We start from the raw sequence: 17,787 nt of genomic DNA, 5'->3' as shown, positions 1-17,787 counted from the left end.
CTCACGGCCGTCGTACTGCGGTGGATCACGCTGTGGAGTTGTGCGTGACGTGATCAGCCCCTCCGAAAGTTCCGGACTGGCGATGGCCACACCAAGAGACTGGACCGGTGGACCGGTCCAGTCAAGTCGCGAATCAAGAGTTGAGAGGCGATACTCCGAGAAATGGCAGGTCAAAGACCCTGACGGGCCATCAAAAAAGCTGGACCGGCGGACCGGTCCAGCTTCGTTTGGCGGCCTACCTACATCGCGTAGGTGTCCACCTGCTCGAAAAGCGAGGAGGGCGTGACGCCTTCCTCGCAGACCAGTGGACGGCCTTCCTGGTCGTACGCCGTATGCAGGAGCACGGCGACCGGGGCGGATGCGGCTACCCCCAAGCGCTCCGCCTCCGCGTCGGAGGCGAGGCGCACCGTAGTGACGTCCACTCCCTCGACCGGGAACCGTCCAGTCTGCCGGCGGACATAGCGTGTGGTGCCTTCGGCGATGGGGGCTGTGTCTGCGAGGCGTGGTGCCGCTCCCGCGACCTCCGGAGGGAACCACGCCTCTACGCAGCTATTCGGAGATCCGTCCGGAAGCTGGAGGATGCGGATACGCCGAAGCGCTTGCACCCCGGGGGCGAGACCGAGCACAACGGCGACACGAGGGGGAGGCTCGGCCCAGTCGGGCGTACCCACGCGCACGAAGGGCATCCCGCCCATGATGCGTGCGGACCCTGCCCGGCGGGCGCCGGCGGGGCGGGCCACAGGCGTCTCCGTGACGACGAAGCCGGTGCCTTGTTTGGCAACGACCACCCCGTCATTGCGCAGTACATCCACAGCCTTGATGGCGGTGGCCCGTGACACGTCCCACTGGTCGGCCAGTTCGCGGCCGGATGGGATCGTCTCCCCGGGAGCGAACTCACCAGCGGCGATGCGGGCGCGCAGAGACTCAGCGATCTCTTCATACTTCAGAACTGCCATCGGTACCTCTCTGCGCACTGGACTGGTCCACCGGTACACACGATACTTCGACCATGTCGAATCTCGAATTGGCTCCCTCCGTGATGCGGTACTACGGCGAGACAGGGAACGAGGACAGCCGCCTGCGTGACTCAGCAGACGGACGTATGGAGCTGGCCCGGACTCAGGAACTCCTCCGACGCTTCATGCCCCCAGCTCCAGCGCGCGTCCTCGACGTGGGCGGGGGGACAGGGATTCATGCCGAATGGCTAGTGAAGGATGGCTACAACGTCACCCTGGTGGATCCGGTGCCCCGCCATGTCGAGAGCGCGTCGGCCGTGTGCCCGGCGTTCCTGGGGGACGCACGCGATCTGCAAGAGCCGGACAGCAGCTTTGACGTCGTGCAGCTACTTGGACCGCTCTACCACCTGCCAGACCCCAGCGATCGCAGTAAGGCACTTGCGGAAGCCCTCCGCGTGGTGAAGCCGGGCGGCCTGGTAGCCGCAGCGGCCATCAACCGCTACGCGTCACTTTTTGAGCACGTCACGTACGCCCACCTGCATACCGAGCGGATGCATGACTCCGTGTCCAAGATTCTGGAGACGGCCGTCTACGACGGGGCGCGAGGGTTCGCCCTGGCCTACTTCCACCGCGCAGAGGAACTTGCGGCTGAGTTGGCTGCCGCCGGCCTGACAGACGTTCAGGTCTTTGGCATCGAGGGGCCCGCGTGGTCACTTGTCAAGGCAGCCGAGCAACAGCCGGGCGAGGGGCCCACGGACGACCTGATCGCCTCTGCCATGGCGGCGGCGCGTATGGCAGAGAAATACCCGGAACTCCTCGCTGCCAGCTCACACCTACTGGCGGTCGGGTGGCGGTGAGTGCGTGCGGATGCATGTGGCGGCCGAGGTGTTATGAATGCCTTCACTGTCCGTTTGATGCGCCGTGGCCCATCTCTCGCAGCAGTCCTAATACCGCATCCCTGAGGGCGACGCTGTCAGTTTCGTCGCGCCATTGCACGAATGCAACGGCGTTCCCATTTTCTTGCGCACTGCGCAACAATGTCTCTGCAGATCGCGTCAGCCGTTGGTTCGCCACCAGCAAGCACCCCGCTACACTTGCTGCCGCCATCCCAATGGCCTGATTAATAAGACTTGTTGACACCGGATTTCGCAATGATTTCGATTCGACGGAAATTGCATGCCGGTCCGGGGTGAAAATGGTGATGTCGGCCGCACTGGGGCCATGGCCCAAATTATTTATTACAGAAAACTCAGGGAACAGTCGCATCAGTTCAACGTGAACGAGTCGTTCGTAAACCACGGCTGACGTTCGAATAAATGCAACGTCTTGCGATGCTCGGGGGTCAAGCGTACTTAGGGCTTCCAGTGCGCTACGCGCCTCATACGGAGATGCTTCTTCCGCCTCCTGAATTACGCGTCTACGCCGAGTAGCGAATCGCATTTGCGTTTCCCCATGACCCAGGCTTAAAAGCGGATTCCCGCTGATAAGCATCAAGAGAAAAACAATTCCTCCTAATACCAAAGCAACGGAGCCAGCCTGGTTATCAGTCACGAAAACGGCTACCGCCCCCGCACCGGAGAGAGCCAGCCCTGTCGCACCGGCAGCAAATCTCGCCCAACCGGAGAGAGGGTCCCCTTCACCCTCGTTTACGCCAGTTGACTCTTCCGGGGACTGTGTTAGGTCAGACATGCCCGCAGCCTATATTGGAAGCTCCACGGATTCAGGCTCGGCTAGAGATGCAGGAGCTGAGAGGCCGGAAGGAGGCCATGGAAGTCTCAAGTCGTCACCGCTGGCAGCTCGCACCCCACCGGCAACTAGAGGGTCATCCGCGTCCCGTCGCTTGACAAGGACCCCTTGGCAGCGAGAAAGCCCCTGCCAGATCGGCGGGGGCTTAATGCTGGAGCTTTGGGCGACAGGGTACTGGTTACTTAGGCTAATCGATCGCGCTGGCGATGGCGATCTTCAAATTAGCTTTTTTGATTGAGATTCATGCATGCGAGAGCGAGTAGCGCCCTCGCGACCACTTCATCTTGCGCCTGACGGTTACGGCGCCTTTTCGTCTCCCAGACGCGTGTGCGAGGCGTAGGGATGGCAGTGATTTCGACGCGCAGAGAATCCAAACTGGAAAGGAAGACCTTGCGACTGCGCTTCTCTCGCAATACTTCGTGGACGAACAAACAGACAGTGGCGAGAGCAATTACGCCGATCGCCGACAACTCGATGATGGTGGCAGGTGCCATTGGAGAAATCCTTTAGTGGGTAGGGCTTGCCCTTCCCCAGCGCTAGGTACATTAGCACCACAACTTCGCACCGTGTCAAACTGATCTTATGAAGGCACAGTACGCCGCCTACTCTCGATAATAATTTCGATATCCCGAACAGATGTACCCGGTGGCACGCCGAACATCGTGCGCCAGGTCAGCGTCTCTCGCTCCGTCTCAGTTTCCGTCTCGTTCATCGCTGTGCAGGGCCGTTCAAGGCCGTTCACCGCGTGGCTTCGGACGCAACGCCCGCACGGGTCTGAACGTCAGTGAACGCATCCGGACCATGCTCGGATCAGCCAGGACAAACCTGCAAAGCGAGGCACGTGGGTTCGATTCCCGCTACGGCCTCCGTGGGGAAGACGAAAGGCCCGGCAGCGCATCGCTGCCGGGCCTTTCCGTTGTGAGTTGTGCGGTCAGGACTGCGGCTTGACGACCGCCGCCTGCGGGCGGATGGGCAGCCGGCTGACGGGGCGGCCGGTGGCGGCGCGCACGGCGGCGGCGACGGCCGCCGGGGAGACCACCACCGGGACCGCGCTGACCGCCTTCGCGCCGAACGGCGCCAGCACGTCGCGCTCCTCGACCAGCTTGACGATGCGCACGTCCGGGGCGTCGAGCGCGGTCGGCAGCGAGTAGCCGGTGAGGTTCGGCCGCTTGATGATGCCGCGGGGCGCGCGCAGGTCCTCCATCAGCGCCAGCCCGACGCCCTGGGTGACGCCCGCCTCGATCCGGGCGGCGACCTGGCGCGGGTTCAGCACCCGGCCGACGTCCTGCGCGACGGCCATCTCCACGACGCGCACCGCGCCCAGTTCGATGTCCACGTCCACGACCGCGCGGATCGCGCAGAAGGCGAGGCCGACGAACGCGTCGCCCTGGCCCGTGTCGTCCAGCCGGTCGGTGGGGTGCGGGCGGCACTGCGCGGTGGCCCACAGCTCCTTGCCCTCGAGCGCCTCACCGACGGTCGTACTGAGCACCCCGTCGTACGAGGTGATCTTGCCGTCGGCGATGGTGAGCAGCTCGACGGACATCCCGAACTTGGCCGCGAGCGGCTGCAGCAGCTGCGTGCGCACCATCTTGGCCGCCCGCTCGACCGCTCCGCCCGACACCCATGTGTGCCGGCCGCGGGCGGCGGCCCCGGACGGCGGCTGGTCGGTGTCGGCGGCCAGCACGCCGACGTCCTCGACGCCGAGCACGTCCTGGACGATCTGCCGGGCGAGGGTCGTGAAGCCCTGGCCGGTCTCGACGGCGGCGCAGATGACGGTGGCCCGGCCGTCGTGGATCCGTACGGTGGCGGTGGAGACCTCGTCGGTGCCCTCCGCGCCGAGCATGTGCACCATGCCGAGCGCGTACCCCACCCCGCGCCGGACCGCGCCCGGCTCTCCGGCGCCCTCGGGGCCGCCGGGCAGCAGCCACTGCGACTCCTCCTCGTCGACGGGCAGCGGCGGCAGCTCCGCGTCGCGTACCGCCTTGAGGAGCTCGCCGACGGGCGCCGGGCACGTGACGGTCTGGCCGGTGGGCAGCAGGTCGCCGGTGGCCATGACGTTGCGCATCCGCAGCTCGGCCGGGTCCAGGCCCAGCTTCGCCGCGAGCTTGTCCATCTGGCCCTCGTACCCGGCGCAGACCTGGAGCGCGCCCTCGCCGCGTACGTGTCCGGACGGCGGGTTGTTGGTGCGGACGGCCCAGCCCTCGACGAAGACGTGCGGCACGACGTACGGGCCGGCGGCGAACGCCACGGCGGCGGCCAGCGCCTCCGAGGAGTGGTCGGCGTACGCGCCCGCGTCGAGCAGCACCTGCGCCTCGACCTTGACCAGCCGGCCCTCGGCGTCGGCGTGGTGCCGGTAGCGCAGCAGGGTGGGGTGGCGGTGGGAGTGGCCGAGGAAGGACTCCTCGCGGGTGGCGACGAACTTCACCGGGCAGCCGGTCTTCAGCGCGAGCAGCCCGAGCGGCAGTTGGATGCCGGAGTCCTCGCGGTCGCCCATCGCGCCGGGCACGCCGGTGACGACGACCTTGACCCGGTCGGCCTCCAGGCCGAAGCAGGCGGCGGCCAGGTCCCGGTCGGTGTGCGGGTCGGTGGAGGCCACGTAGAGCTCGACGCCGCCGTCCGGGCGCGGCACGGCGAGCCCGGCCTCGGCGCCGATGGGCGCCGGGTCCTGCCGGCCGATCCGGTAGAGGCCCTCCACGACGACCTCGCCGACGACGTCGGCGTCGCCGAAGCGCAGCGGGATGTGGCGGATCAGGTTGCCGTCGGGGTGCAGCGGCTCGGCGGCGAACGCCTTCTCCGGGTCGGTGACCGGCTCCAACACCTCGTACTCGACCAGGATCGCGGCGGCGGCCAGCCGTGCGGTGTCGGGGTGGTCGGCGGCGACGGCGGCGATCGGCTCGCCGTGGTGCCGGACGATGTCCTTGGCGAAGACCGGGCGGTCCGCGACGCGGCGGCCGTGCATCGCGTCGCCCGGCACGTCCTCGTGCGTGACGACGGCCCGCACGCCGGGCATCGAGGTGGCTTCCGACGTGTCGATGCGGACGATGCGCGCGTGCGGGTACGGGGAGCGCAGCACCGAGGCCCACAGCAGTCCCTCGGCCCACAGGTCGGCCGCGTACGGGAACGTCCCCTGGGCCTTCGCGAGGGTGTCCACGGGCCGCACGGAGACGCCCAGTCCGTGGAGTGCCGGTTCGGGCGCCGCGGGTGCCTGGGTGGCCTGGGCGGGCGTCGCCGTGGCCGCGTCGGATCCAGTCATGCCGCTGACCTCTCGCTGCTGCCGGTGGGTTCGCCCGTGCCGGCCGGGCTCGCGTGCGGCTCCGGCCGTCGGCCCGGGATCGTACGGCGGGTCACGCGGTGCCTCCCGGGTGGCTGCCGTGCGGGCCGGCCTGGTGCGGGATCCGCGCCCCGTCGGTGGGCTCGGACGCGTCCGCGGCGGCGGCCTCGCGGGACGCCACGACGTCCTGGACGGCGTCCAGGACGCCCCGGTAGCCGGTGCACCGGCAGAGGTTGCCGCAGACGGCCTGGCGGGTCTCCAGCTCGGTGGGCTTGTGGTTGCCCTCCAGCAGGTCGTGGACGGTCATCGCGAGGCCGGGGATGCAGAAGCCGCACTGCACGGCGCCGCACTCGGCGAGCGCGCGCTGCACGTCGGACGGCTGACCGTCGCCGGACAGCCCCTCGACGGTACGGACCTCGCTGCCCGCGGCGGTCGCGGCCGGCACCAGGCACGAGGCGACGAGCCGGCCGTCGACCTGTACGGAGCAGGCCCCGCACTCGCCCTGCTCGCAGCCGTCCTTCGCCCCGGCCAGGCCCAGCCGCTCCCGCAGGACGTACAGCAGGGACTCGCCGAGCCAGGCGTCGGTCACGGGCCGGTCGGCGCCGTTGACGCGCAGCACGTAGGAGGCGAGCGGGTGCTCGCTGTGCGCCTCGTCGAGCGCCGGCTCCTCGTCGTCCGCGGCCGCTGCGGTGTGCTCGACGGGCCCGTCGGGGCTCTGCTCCGCCTCCGGGTCGTCCTCGGTCACCACGACGGACTCGGCTCCGGGGATGGCGCCCATGGGGTACTCGCCGGACTCGTCCGCGGCGTCCTCCGCGACGAACGGCAGGCTCCAGTGCCCGGTCTCGTCGGAGGGCGGCATCGCTCCGGAGGAGGCGGACGGCGGGTGCTCGGCGAAGTACGGGTGCCGGGCCGCCGGGTCCGCCGCGTCCAGGGGCCGCGCGTCCTCGTCCGGCACACCGGGCTGCGGCGGCGGGTACGGTCCGGCCGGCTCGCCGCCGTGCCCGTCGACGGCCTGCGCGCCGAGGTCCTGCCCGAGGGCACCGGCCGGCCGCCTGGCCGCGGACGCCGCGGCGCCCTGGCCGAACTGGCCCGCGCTGAACGGCCGCGGGGCGGGCACTTCGGGCCGGGAGTGCGTCTCGTCGGGGTGCCGGCCGGCCCACGGGGCGGTGAAGCCGTCCGTGACGGTGCCCAGGGGGTACTCGCCGGACTCCTCCACCGGGTCCGCCGCGACGAGCGGGATCGACCACTGGGTCGCCGCGTCACCCGCGTCGGCCACCGGCGGCAGCATCGCCGCGAAGGAGACGTGCATGGTCTGGTCGGGGTCGTAGTCCCCGCCGCCCGGCACGGGCTGCCAGGTGCCCGGCGTGAGCGGGGTGCCCGGCTGCGGCTGCGGCTGGTCGGTCATGCCAGTGCCCTCCCGAGCGCTCGGCGGGCCAGCGCCGCCACGGTGCGGCGCAGTTGTACGGCGGCGGGCGGCAGCTCGACGGCCTCGGCCCCGTCGGGTCCCGGCACGGGGTCCGGGATGCACGCTCCGGCGACGTACTCGCCGAAGGCCGTGCACGCCTCGGGGGCGAGCAGCCGGCCGCTGTCCCAGTCGATCAGTCCCGCGACCCACCGCTCGGCCTCCAGCGGCCGCAGCGGTACGGGCGCCACCGCGCCCACCGCGCAGCGCACACCGCGCCGGGCGGGGTCCAGGACGACGGCGACCGAGGCGAGCGCCCGGCCGGGGCCGGTGCGGCCGGTGGCCTTGAGGAACGTCTGCGGCGCGTGCAGCAGCGGTACGCGGACGAAGGCGAGGAGCTCTCCGGGGCGCAGCGGGTCCATGCCGGTCAGCAGATGGCTGACCGGCAGTTCCCGGTTGCCGTCGGGGCCGACCAGGATGACGCTCGCCTCCAGCGCGGCCAGCACCGGCAGCGAGTCGCCGGTCGGCGCGGCCGTGGCGATGTTGCCGCCGAGGGTGCCCGCGTTGCGGATCTGCGGTGGTCCCGCCGCGCGGGCGGCGGCGGCGAGCGCGGGAATGAGTGCGGCGAAGTCGGGGCGGCTCATCCGGGCGTGGGTGAGGCCGGCGCCGAGCAGCGCGTGGCCGTCGGCGTACTGCCAGCCGCGGATCTCGCTGATCCGGCCGAGGCCGACCAGTCCGGCCGGGCGCAGCAGCCCGGAGTTGACGGCCGCCATCAGGTCGGTGCCGCCGGCCACGGGCACGGCGCTGGGCGCGGCGGCCAGGGCCGCCACGGCCTCGTCGAGCGAGGACGGCAACGTGACGTTCCGTGCCGTCTGCTGTGCATTCGTGCTCACGCAGCTGCCCCTTCCCGGCTCTCCGCCGTGCGGTAGCCGTACCGTACGTGCTGACAGCCCGGACGTGGCAACTCTGGCACATGTTCCGCGATGGTCAACGCGAGGGTCCGCGAAGTGCGGGCCTGCCCTTCACGGGAGTGGATGCCCCGATCTGTCGGGTATCACCCCTGTGCCGGGATTGGCGCTCTTCGAGGGTGTTGCGAAGATACGCCAATCCACCGTGCCAGGCCCGCCCTTGTGAGGGCCAGATGTTGCGGGATTGGTCACACGATCGGGGGTGGCCCGTCGATCGGGCGTCCGAGTACACCGGGGCGCCGCTGCCACGGCAGCGGACCGCCGGGCGGGCGGTACTCCACACCGAGCGCGTCAAGTCGCGCGTAGTGGCCTTCCATTCGGCGCTCGAAGTCCGCCCAGTCGCGCTCGGCGGGGGCGGGCAGCTGCGACCAGGCCACCTCGGCGACCGCCGCCAGCCGCGGGAACACCATGTAGTCCACGACCCGCGCCGAGTCCATCACCTCGGTCCACGCGTTGGCCTGCGTCCCGATGACGTGCGCGGCCTGCTCCGCGGTGAGTTCCGAGGGCACCGGCTCGAACCGGTAGACGTCCTCCAGGGTGCGCACCCGCGCGATCGGCACCGGCTCGTCGGCCCGGTCCGACTGCCGCCAGTCCAGGTAGACATGCGACTCCGGGCACATCACCACGTCGTGCCCGGCCCGCGCGGCGGCGATGCCGCCCTCGTAGCCGCGCCAGGAGGAGACGGCCGCACCGGGAGCCAACCCGCCTTCGAGAATCTCGTCCCAGCCGATCAGCCGGCGGCCGCGCTCCGCGAGCCAGCTGTCGAAGTGCCGGATGATCCAGCTCTGCAGCTCGTCCTCACCGGCCAGCCCCAACTCCTTGATCCGCTCCTGGGCGGCCGCGGAGGCGCGCCACTGGTCCTTGGGGCACTCGTCGCCGCCGATGTGGAAGAACTCGGAGGGGAACAGGTCGAGGAGCTCGGTGAAGACGTTCTCGTAGAAGCGCAGGGTGGTGTCGGCGGGTGCCAGCACGTTGGGGTTGACGCCCCAACCGGTCAGCACGGACAGCGCGGCGGTGTCGACGACGTCGGCGTTCCCCAGTTCGGGATAGGCGGCGATGGCGGCCTGCGAATGCCCGGGGATGTCGATCTCGGGTACGACGGTGATGTGCCGCTGCGCGGCGTAGGCGACGATCTCGCGGATGTCGTCCTGCGTGTAGTAGCCGCCGTGCGGCCGCTCGTCCCACAGCGGGGACTCCCGCAGCCCCACCTTGGTCCGCTCGCGCCAGGCACCCACCTCGGTGAGCCGCGGGTAGCGCTTGATCTCCACGCGCCAGCCCTGGTCGTCGGTGAGGTGCAGATGCAGCACGTTGAGCTTGTGCGCGGCCATCAGGTCGAGATAGCGCAGCACAGCGTCCTTGGGCATGAAGTGCCGGGCGACGTCGAGCATGAAGCCGCGCCACGCGAAGCGCGGGGAGTCCTGGATGTGGCAGAACGGCACCCGCCACTCGCGCGCTCCGAGCGGAGCGCGCCGGAAGGCGTCGGGGCCCAGCAGTTGGCGCAGGGTCTGCGCGCCCCAGAAGACGCCCGCCGGGCCGCCGCCGAAGAGGTGGACGCCGGTCGGCGAGACCATGATCCGGTAGCCCTCGGCTCCGAGATTCTTGGTGACCATCTCGTGGATCGTGATCCTGATGGCGTCGGTCTCCGAGCCGTCGCCCGGCGCCAGCCGGTGACCGGTGGCCGCTCCGAGCTCGGAGCGCAGCCATCTCTCCGCCCGCTCCGCGCCCGGCCCGGCGGCCAGCACCGTGTCGGGTCCGAGGACGAAGAAATCGTCCCCCGAGTAGTCGGTCACCAGGCGCGGGGCGGGGATCAGATCCATGACCGACATCCTGCCCCGCCGGAACCGAATTGGCATAGACCAATCGGGCGGCTACCTGAGGTCAGTCCTTGCCGCTCTTGTCCTTGTCGCCGCCACCGAGGGGCATCGTCTCGAAGATCTCTTTGCACATCGGGCAGACCGGGTACTTCTTCGGGTCCCTGCCCGGCACCCAGACCTTCCCGCACAGCGCGACCACCGGAGATCCGGAGAGCGCACTCTCCATGATCTTGTCCTTCTGGACATAGTGTGCGAAGCGCTCGTGGTCGCCATCGCCGTGCGACACCTGCGGGGTCGGCTCGACGAGGGTGCCAGTACCGGCCCCGCGTTCGGGCTCAAGAGTGCTCATAACCGTCAAGCCTAATTGAGCGACGGGTCGTCCGGGTACGTGGCCACCATCGCCAATTCATTGCGTTGCCGTCTGAGCACGGAGCGCCACAGCCGTTCCGGGTCCGGCGAGGACACATCACCCGGTTCCGACTCCACGACGTACCAGGCGCCGTCGACCAGTTCGGCCTCCAGCTGTCCCGGCCCCCATCCGGAGTACCCGGCGAAGATCCGCAGCGATCCCAGCTCCGCCGCGAGCAGCTCGGGCGGCGCCTCCAGGTCCACGAGGCCGATCGCGCCGTGCACCCGCCGCCAGCCCAGCGGGGCGTCGTCCCCGTCGTCCCACGACTCGCCGGGGACCACGGCCAGCCCCAGCGCGGAGTCCAGCGAGACGGGGCCGCCCTGGAAGACCACCGGCGGCGAGCCGGCGAGCACCGCCCACGGCTGGAGCACATCGCCGACCCCGACCGGGGTCGGGCGGTTCAGGACAACGCCGAGCGACCCCGCCTCGTCGTGGTCGAGGAGGAGCACCACCGCACGGTCGAAATTCGGGTCCGCCAGGGCCGGCGTCGCCACGAGCAGCCTGCCGGTGAGCGAAGTGACCTCCGTCATGGTGAACATGATCCCGCATACCGGGCCGTCGCGGGGTGCCAACGACCGGCCCCGGCGTAATCGCGCAGCGTGCGGGTAGTCGAGCCCCGGGCCGCGACGGCCCGGGGCTCTCCGTACCGGCTGGTAACCGATCGGGCCCGAGCGGCTGTAGCGAAGTCATGACACAGCCGGCGCCTCTTGGGCTTACAGGAGTCCCCTGTAGGCGCATTACCATTTCTTCTTGGTGCCTGCGGGAACCCGCCCATTTTTATGACTGTCTCCAGGAACGCGAGATCCATGACCGACGCTTCCGACGTACTGCTTGTCCATGGCGGAACCCCGCTCCAGGGCGAGATCCGTGTCCGCGGCGCGAAGAACCTCGTGCCGAAGGCCATGGTGGCCGCCCTCCTCGGCAGCGAGCCGAGCCGACTGCGCAACGTGCCCGACATCCGCGACGTCCGCGTCGTGCGCGGGCTGCTCCAGCTGCACGGCGTGACGGTCCAGGCCGGTGAGGAACCGGGCGAGCTGGTGCTCGACCCCTCGCACGTCGAGAGCGCCAACGTCGCCGACATCGACGCGCACGCCGGATCCTCCCGGATCCCGATCCTGTTCTGCGGACCGCTGTTGCACCGTCTCGGGCATGCCTTCATCCCGGGCCTGGGCGGCTGCGACATCGGCGGCCGGCCGATCGACTTCCACTTCGACGTGCTGCGGCAGTTCGGCGCGACCATCGAGAAGCGGCCCGGCGGCCAGTACCTGGAGGCCCCGCAGCGGCTGCGCGGCTGCAAGATCACGCTGCCGTACCCGTCGGTCGGCTCGACGGAGCAGGTGCTGCTGACGGCCGTACTGGCCGAGGGCGTCACCGAGCTGTCGAACGCGGCGGTCGAGCCGGAGATCGAGGACCTGATCTGCGTCCTGCAGAAAATGGGCGCGATCATCTCGATGGACACCGACCGTACGATCCGGATCACCGGTGTCGACAAGCTCGGCGGCTACAACCACCGCGCGCTGCCGGACCGCCTGGAGGCGGCCTCCTGGGCGAGCGCGGCGCTGGCCACCGAGGGCAACATCTACGTCCGCGGGGCCCACCAGCGGTCGATGATGACCTTCCTGAACACCTTCCGCCGGGTCGGCGGCGCCTTCGAGATCGACGACGAGGGCATCCGCTTCTGGCACCCGGGCGGCCCGCTCAACGCCATCGCGCTGGAGACCGACGTCCACCCCGGTTTCCAGACCGACTGGCAGCAGCCGCTCGTGGTGGCGCTGACGCAGGCCTCCGGCCTGTCGATCGTCCACGAGACGGTCTACGAGTCGCGGCTCGGCTTCACCTCGGCGCTCAACCAGATGGGTGCACACATCCAGCTGTACCGCGAGTGCCTGGGCGGCTCCGCCTGCCGATTCGGCCAGCGCAACTTCCTGCACTCCGCGGTCGTCTCCGGCCCCACCAAGCTCCAGGGCGCCGATCTGGTCATCCCGGACCTCCGCGGCGGCTTCTCGTACCTGATCGCCGCCCTGGCGGCCCAGGGCACCTCCCGGGTGCACGGCATCGACCTCATCAACCGCGGCTACGAGAACTTCATGGCGAAGCTCGCGGAGCTGGGGGCCAACGTCGAGCTGCCGAACCCCGTGAGCGTCTAGCACTCCCCCGGACGGGCGCGCGGGCCCGTCCGGACCCTCCGGGGCCGGACAAGACCCGTCCGGGCCGGGACAGACAGCAAGGGCGGCCATCTCCCCGGGGAGATGGCCGCCCTTCGCCTTGCCAGTCGGGAACTACTTGCCCTTGGCGGCTTCCTTGAGCTTGGAGCCCGCGGAGACCTTCACGCTGTAGCCGGCCGGGATCTGGATCGGGTCGCCGGTCTGCGGGTTGCGCGCGGTGCGAGCGGCACGGTGGGTGCGCTCGAAGGTCAGGAAGCCGGGAATGGTGACCTTCTCGTCGCCCTTGGCGACGATCTCGCCGACGGTCTCGGCGAGAGCGGCCAGAACGGCGTCGGCGTCCTTACGGGTCACCTCGGCGCGCTCGGACAGAGCGGCCACCAGCTCACTGCGGTTCATATCTTTACTCCCGTGTTCTTTCTGCCAGGGGGGCGCGAGCTTGAAGCTGATGCTGCCTCACTGCCCGAGTTGCATCCTGCCCCCATATATGGGGGGAAAGCCAATCCGGCACCCGAGCGGGTCGCTGAAAAAGCGGCTCGGATGCGTTGCGATGACCCAGTGTCGTCACACAGTGGCCGTCGAGTCGGTTGCCGCGCCCATCGCCTTTGCGGCGTTCCGAACGGCTCCGGCGACAGCGCCTGCCACCTTGTCGTTGAAAACGCTGGGAATGATGTAGTTCGCGTTCAGCTCGTCCTCGCCGACGACATCGGCGAGAGCGTGCGCGGCGGCCAGCATCATCTCGGTGTTCACCGTACGGCTCTGCGCGTCCAGCAGGCCGCGGAATACGCCGGGGAAGACCAGCACGTTGTTGATCTGGTTGGGGAAGTCGCTGCGGCCGGTGGCGACCACCGCGGCGGTCTGCCGGGCGACGGCCGGGTCCACCTCGGGGTCGGGGTTGGCGAGCGCGAAGACGATCGCACCATTGGCCATCGCGGCGACATCGTCGCCGGTCAGGACGTTGGGGGCGGAGACGCCGATGAAGACGTCCGCGCCGCGAACGGCCTCCTTGAGGGTGCCGGTCATGCCCTCGGGGTTGGTGTTGTCCGCGATCCAGCGCAGCGGCGACTCGGGGTCCGCGTCCACCAGGTCGGGGCGTCCGGAGTGCACGACACCGTGGATGTCGGCGGAGATCGAGTGCTTCACGCCGGCGGCGATGAGGAGCTTGAGAATGGCCGTTCCGGCCGCGCCCGCGCCCGACATGACGACCCGTACGTCCCCGATGTCCTTGCCGACGACGCGCAGCGCGTTGGTGAGCGAGGCGAGCACCACGATGGCCGTACCGTGCTGGTCGTCGTGGAAGACCGGGATGTCGAGCAGCTCACGCAGCCGGGCCTCGATCTCGAAGCAGCGCGGCGCGGAGATGTCCTCCAGGTTGATGCCCGCGAAGCCCGGGGCGATGGCCTTGACGATGGCCACGATCTCGTCGGGGTCCTGGGTGTCGAGGCAGATCGGCCACGCGTCGATGCCGGCGAAGCGCTTGAAGAGCGCCGCCTTGCCCTCCATGACCGGCAGGGCGGCCATCGGGCCGATGTTGCCCAGGCCCAGGACCGCGGAGCCGTCGGTGACGACGGCGACGCTGTTGCGCTTGATGGTGAGGCGGCGGGCGTCCTCGGGGTTCTCGGCGATGGCCATGCACACGCGGGCGACGCCCGGGGTGTAGATCATCGAGAGATCGTCACGGTTGCGGATGGGGTGCTTCGACTGCATCTCGATCTTGCCGCCGAGGTGCATCAGGAACGTACGGTCGGAGACCTTGCCGAGGACGACACCCTCGACACCGTGCAGCTTCTCGACGATCTCGCTGGCGTGCTCAGTCGACGAGGCGGCGATCGTCACGTCGATCCGCAGCCTCTCGTGGCCAGAGGCGGTGACGTCCAGGCCGGTGACCGAGCCTCCCTCGGACTCCACTGCGGTGGTGAGCTGGCTGACCGCTGTCCCGCTCGCCGGGACCTCCAGCCGTACCGTGATCGAGTACGAGACGCTTGGCGCCGTTGCCATCCTGACGACCTTCTTCCGCTGCCTGCTGTTTCTACGCTCTGCCGCTCGATCGTTGCACCTACTGGCCGGTACGCGTAACCGTGACCTGGGCAACGGAAAGATACTTCCACCATGCGAGAAACGGCCTGAATTTTCAAGCCCGGACTGTGACGTGGATCAAATTCGGGGCTGTCGGCAGATGCGGGAAGCAACCCACGGGACGGTTTGTTAGCCTGGGTACGGCACCGGCTCGATCCAAGCCCCCGGGCCCAACCTTAGGCGCTTCGAGCGCCCACTTGCCGCGAGGCGAGCATGGCGGGTCGGTGTCACCAACGTCCGACGGGCGCCCCTCTCACGAGGAGCGCCCGTCGTCGTTCCACGGCCATCCGGCCCTACGGGGACCGGACTTGGCACCCCCCGGAGGAGTGCCGCCGGGCCGGAGCCGAGCGGACCGGACCCGACGGACCGCACCGGAGCGGACCCGACCTGACGGACCTGGTCCTGTCCGGCTCCCGGTCGGTCCCGCACCGGTGCTGTGTGACTCCGGGTCAGTCCCGCAGCAGGTCCGGGACGCCGGACTCGTCGGGGCTGTCGCGCTCGCCGGAGAGCACCGTGAGCCGCTGGGTGGCCCGGGTCAGCGCCACGTAGAGCACCCGCAGTCCGGCCGGCGACTCGTCGGCGATCTCCGCCGGGGAGACCACGATCGTCGCGTCGTACTCCAGCCCCTTGGCCTCCAGGCTGCCCAGCGCCACCACCCGTTCGCCCAGGCCCGCCAGCCATTTGCGGGCCTGCCCGCGGCGGCCCATGGCCACCACGACACCGACCGTGCCGTCCACGTCGGCCAGCAGCAGCTCGGCCTCCGCGCGCACCGCTGCGCCCAGATCCGGGCCGGCCACCGCGAAGCGCGGCACCAGGCCGGTGGAGCGCACCGCGCGCGGCGACTCCATGCCGGGCATCGCCAGCTTCAGCACCTTCGCCGCCAGGTCGGCGATCTCCGACGGGTTGCGGTAGTTGACCGTCAGGGTGAAACGGCGGCGCGGCCGGCTGCCGAGCGCCTCCTCGCGCGCCTGGGCGGCCTCGTCGGGATCCGTCCAGGAGCTCTGCGCCGGGTCACCGACGATCGTCCACGTCGCGGTCCTGCCGCGGCGGCCGACCATCCGCCACTGCATCGGCGTCAGGTCCTGCGCCTCGTCGACGATCACGTGCGCGTACTCGGCGCGCTCCTCGTCGAGCCGGTCGCCCCGGTTGCGGCGGCCGCCGCCCATCCGGTCGGCCGAGGTGGTGACCTCGTCGAGACCGGTGAGCATGTCCAGCGGGTCCGCGTCGCGCTTCTTCGGGCGCGGCGGCGGGCCCAGCAGCGTCTCCAACTCGTCGAGCAGCGCCACATCGTGCACGGTCACGCCGTCGCGGCGCAGCGAACGCGCCACCCGGCGCACCTCGGGCGGGGTGAGCACGCGGCGCGCCCACCGGCCGAGCCGCTTCTCGTCGGCCAGCGCCGCCAGCACCCCGCGCGGGGTGAGGATCGGCCAGTACGCCTGCAGGAAGTCCAGGAACTCCGGCTCCGTCGAGATGTCCTCGTCGAAGCCCTGGCGCTCCTCGGCGGCCAGCTCCTGGTCGTCGAAGCGGCGTCCCGCCTTCCGCCACAGCGCGTCCAGCAGCAGCCTGCGGGCGCGCGGGCGCAGCAGGTTCACGGGCGCGGTCCCGCCCAGCACGTTGTGCCGGATCGACGACAGCTCCTGCTCGCCCAGCTCCAGCCGCCGCCCGAAGGCCACGACGCGCAACGTGGTGCGGGAGACCCGCTTGTCGGCCTCGTTCTCCTCCTCGTCGTCCTCGAAGAGGGCGGCCTGCTGCTGCGGCTTGACCGCCTGCGGTGCCTCCAGCGCGCCGCGCGCCGCGTTGCGCAGCACCTTCAGCATCCGCAGCGAGCCCTTGATGCGGGCGACCGCGGGCTCGTCGTACAGATCGGCCTCCGCGCCGTCGACGAGCGAGCCGACGGCGCGGATCGCGACCTGGCCCTCCTCGCCGAGCGACGGCAGGACGCCTTCGGTGTACGCGACCAGCAGCGGCGTCGGGCTGACGACCAGGATGCCGCCCGCGTACCGGCGGCGGTCCTGGTAGAGCAGGTACGCGGCGCGGTGCAGCGCGACCGCCGTCTTGCCGGTGCCGGGGCCCCCGGTGACCTCCGTGACGGACGCGGCGGGCGCCCTGATCACGATGTCCTGCTCGGCCTGGATGCTCGCCACGATGTCGCGCATAGTGTGGCTGCGGGCCTGTCCCAGCGCGGCCATCAGCGCGCCGTCACCGACCACCGGCAGCCCGGTCTCCAGCTCCGGGCGCAGCAGGTCGTCCTCCACCCCCAGCACCCTGCGGCCCTTGGAACGGATGACGCGGCGGCGCACCACCCGCCCCGGGGCGACCGGTGTCGAGCGGTAGAACGGCGCGGCCGCCGGCGCCCGCCAGTCGATCACCAGCGGCGCGTAATCGGCGTCCAGGACGCCGATGCGGCCGATGTGCAGCACTTCCGCGATCTTCGCGGCGTCATTGACGACGGCGTCGTCCGCCGGTTCGAGCGAGGTGAACGCGCCGTCGGCACCGCGCTTCCCGTCCTTGCCCTGCAGCAGGTCGATCCGTCCGAAGAGGAAGTCCTCGAACTCCGCGTTGAGCCGGTTGAGGTGCAATCCGGCGCGGAACACCTGCGCGTCGCGCTCCGCGAGCGCGCCGGGTGTTCCCACCTGGCCGCGCTTGGCGGCGTCATCCATAAGGAACTCGGCTTCGTGGATCTTCTCCTCGAGCCGGCGGTACACCCGGTCCAGGTGCGCCTGTTCGACGGCGATCTCCACGTCCCGGACCCCCCCGGGCGCTGCGGTTTGCGCGGCCACGCAAGACCCCCTTCTCCTGTGCGTTGAGAGCGCTCCGTGCGGGTTCGGCTACACGCACGGGGCAGCCTGCAACCGTACGCGACCCGCACCCCCCTGCGCACCACTCCGCCTGCGCCGGGCTTGCGATTCCCCACCCCGGCCGATCATCGGCCGATCTCCGGCGGATTCCGGCCGAGCCCCGGTGGACCCCCGGCCGGTCGTCC

General features: G+C 70.2%; 14 protein-coding genes. 2 read left to right on the top strand and 12 right to left on the bottom strand.

Annotated features, from left to right (window positions below):
* Positions 1 to 239: 239 nt before the first annotated feature.
* Positions 240 to 956 carry a GntR family transcriptional regulator gene (locus AC07DC_RS11705; protein ID WP_478914212.1) on the bottom strand — a complete coding sequence of 239 codons (717 nt, stop codon included), beginning with the start codon at positions 954 to 956 and terminating at the stop codon, positions 240 to 242.
* 53 nt (positions 957 to 1,009) lie between these two features.
* Between AC07DC_RS11705 and AC07DC_RS11700 the strand changes: the two genes are divergently transcribed.
* Positions 1,010 to 1,813 (top strand): class I SAM-dependent methyltransferase, encoded by an 804-nt coding sequence (locus AC07DC_RS11700; RefSeq protein ID WP_478914211.1) that lies wholly within the window; start codon positions 1,010 to 1,012, stop codon positions 1,811 to 1,813.
* Between the two features lie 43 nt (positions 1,814 to 1,856).
* Here AC07DC_RS11700 and AC07DC_RS11695 read toward each other — a convergent pair whose 3' ends face one another.
* The 8 genes from AC07DC_RS11695 to AC07DC_RS11660 form a co-directional block, all read right to left on the bottom strand.
* On the bottom strand, positions 1,857 to 2,507 hold the full coding sequence (locus tag AC07DC_RS11695) for a hypothetical protein (RefSeq protein ID WP_478914210.1): 651 nt from the start codon (positions 2,505 to 2,507) through the stop codon (positions 1,857 to 1,859).
* 416 nt (positions 2,508 to 2,923) lie between these two features.
* A complete protein-coding gene (locus AC07DC_RS11690; RefSeq protein WP_478914209.1) occupies positions 2,924 to 3,196 on the bottom strand; it encodes a hypothetical protein in 273 nt (90 codons plus the stop codon).
* 437 nt (positions 3,197 to 3,633) lie between these two features.
* Positions 3,634 to 5,955 (bottom strand): xanthine dehydrogenase family protein molybdopterin-binding subunit, encoded by a 2,322-nt coding sequence (locus tag AC07DC_RS11685; protein WP_478914208.1) that lies wholly within the window; start codon positions 5,953 to 5,955, stop codon positions 3,634 to 3,636.
* Positions 5,956 to 6,046: 91 nt separating this feature from the next.
* The gene (locus AC07DC_RS11680) at positions 6,047 to 7,378 is read right to left on the bottom strand and encodes a (2Fe-2S)-binding protein (RefSeq protein WP_478914207.1); all 1,332 of its coding nucleotides are present in this window, start codon (positions 7,376 to 7,378) and stop codon (positions 6,047 to 6,049) included.
* Positions 7,375 to 8,268 carry an FAD binding domain-containing protein gene (locus AC07DC_RS11675; protein WP_478914206.1) on the bottom strand — a complete coding sequence of 298 codons (894 nt, stop codon included), beginning with the start codon at positions 8,266 to 8,268 and terminating at the stop codon, positions 7,375 to 7,377. Before AC07DC_RS11675 ends, AC07DC_RS11680 begins: the two co-directional genes overlap by 4 nt.
* A 263-nt stretch (positions 8,269 to 8,531) precedes the next feature.
* Complete coding sequence (locus tag AC07DC_RS11670; protein WP_478914205.1) at positions 8,532 to 10,160, bottom strand: beta-N-acetylhexosaminidase; 1,629 nt, start codon at positions 10,158 to 10,160, stop codon at positions 8,532 to 8,534.
* Between the two features lie 61 nt (positions 10,161 to 10,221).
* Positions 10,222 to 10,506 carry a DUF3039 domain-containing protein gene (locus tag AC07DC_RS11665; protein WP_478914204.1) on the bottom strand — a complete coding sequence of 95 codons (285 nt, stop codon included), beginning with the start codon at positions 10,504 to 10,506 and terminating at the stop codon, positions 10,222 to 10,224.
* Between the two features lie 11 nt (positions 10,507 to 10,517).
* Complete coding sequence (locus AC07DC_RS11660) at positions 10,518 to 11,096, bottom strand: YqgE/AlgH family protein (RefSeq protein ID WP_138356569.1); 579 nt, start codon at positions 11,094 to 11,096, stop codon at positions 10,518 to 10,520.
* A gap of 276 nt (positions 11,097 to 11,372) precedes the next feature.
* Between AC07DC_RS11660 and murA the strand changes: the two genes are divergently transcribed.
* Complete coding sequence (murA, locus tag AC07DC_RS11655) at positions 11,373 to 12,713, top strand: UDP-N-acetylglucosamine 1-carboxyvinyltransferase (protein ID WP_478914203.1); 1,341 nt, start codon at positions 11,373 to 11,375, stop codon at positions 12,711 to 12,713.
* 132 nt (positions 12,714 to 12,845) lie between these two features.
* On the opposite strand, the gene AC07DC_RS11650 is transcribed toward murA, so the two are convergent.
* The 3 genes from AC07DC_RS11650 to AC07DC_RS11640 all read right to left on the bottom strand — a co-directional run bounded on the left by AC07DC_RS11650 (position 12,846) and on the right by AC07DC_RS11640 (position 17,584).
* Positions 12,846 to 13,127, bottom strand: coding sequence for an HU family DNA-binding protein (locus tag AC07DC_RS11650; protein WP_007264399.1), 282 nt, complete (start codon positions 13,125 to 13,127; stop codon positions 12,846 to 12,848).
* A 165-nt stretch (positions 13,128 to 13,292) separates the two neighbouring features.
* The gene (locus AC07DC_RS11645; protein ID WP_478914202.1) at positions 13,293 to 14,726 is read right to left on the bottom strand and encodes an NAD-dependent malic enzyme; all 1,434 of its coding nucleotides are present in this window, start codon (positions 14,724 to 14,726) and stop codon (positions 13,293 to 13,295) included.
* A 527-nt stretch (positions 14,727 to 15,253) separates the two neighbouring features.
* Positions 15,254 to 17,584 (bottom strand): HelD family protein, encoded by a 2,331-nt coding sequence (locus AC07DC_RS11640; RefSeq protein WP_478914201.1) that lies wholly within the window; start codon positions 17,582 to 17,584, stop codon positions 15,254 to 15,256.
* Positions 17,585 to 17,787 lie beyond the last annotated feature (203 nt).

The organism is Streptomyces sp. NPDC045021 (genome assembly GCF_056432645.1).
The sequence above is the reverse complement of the archived record's forward strand: the minus strand, read 5'-3'. Positions and strand labels throughout refer to the sequence as shown.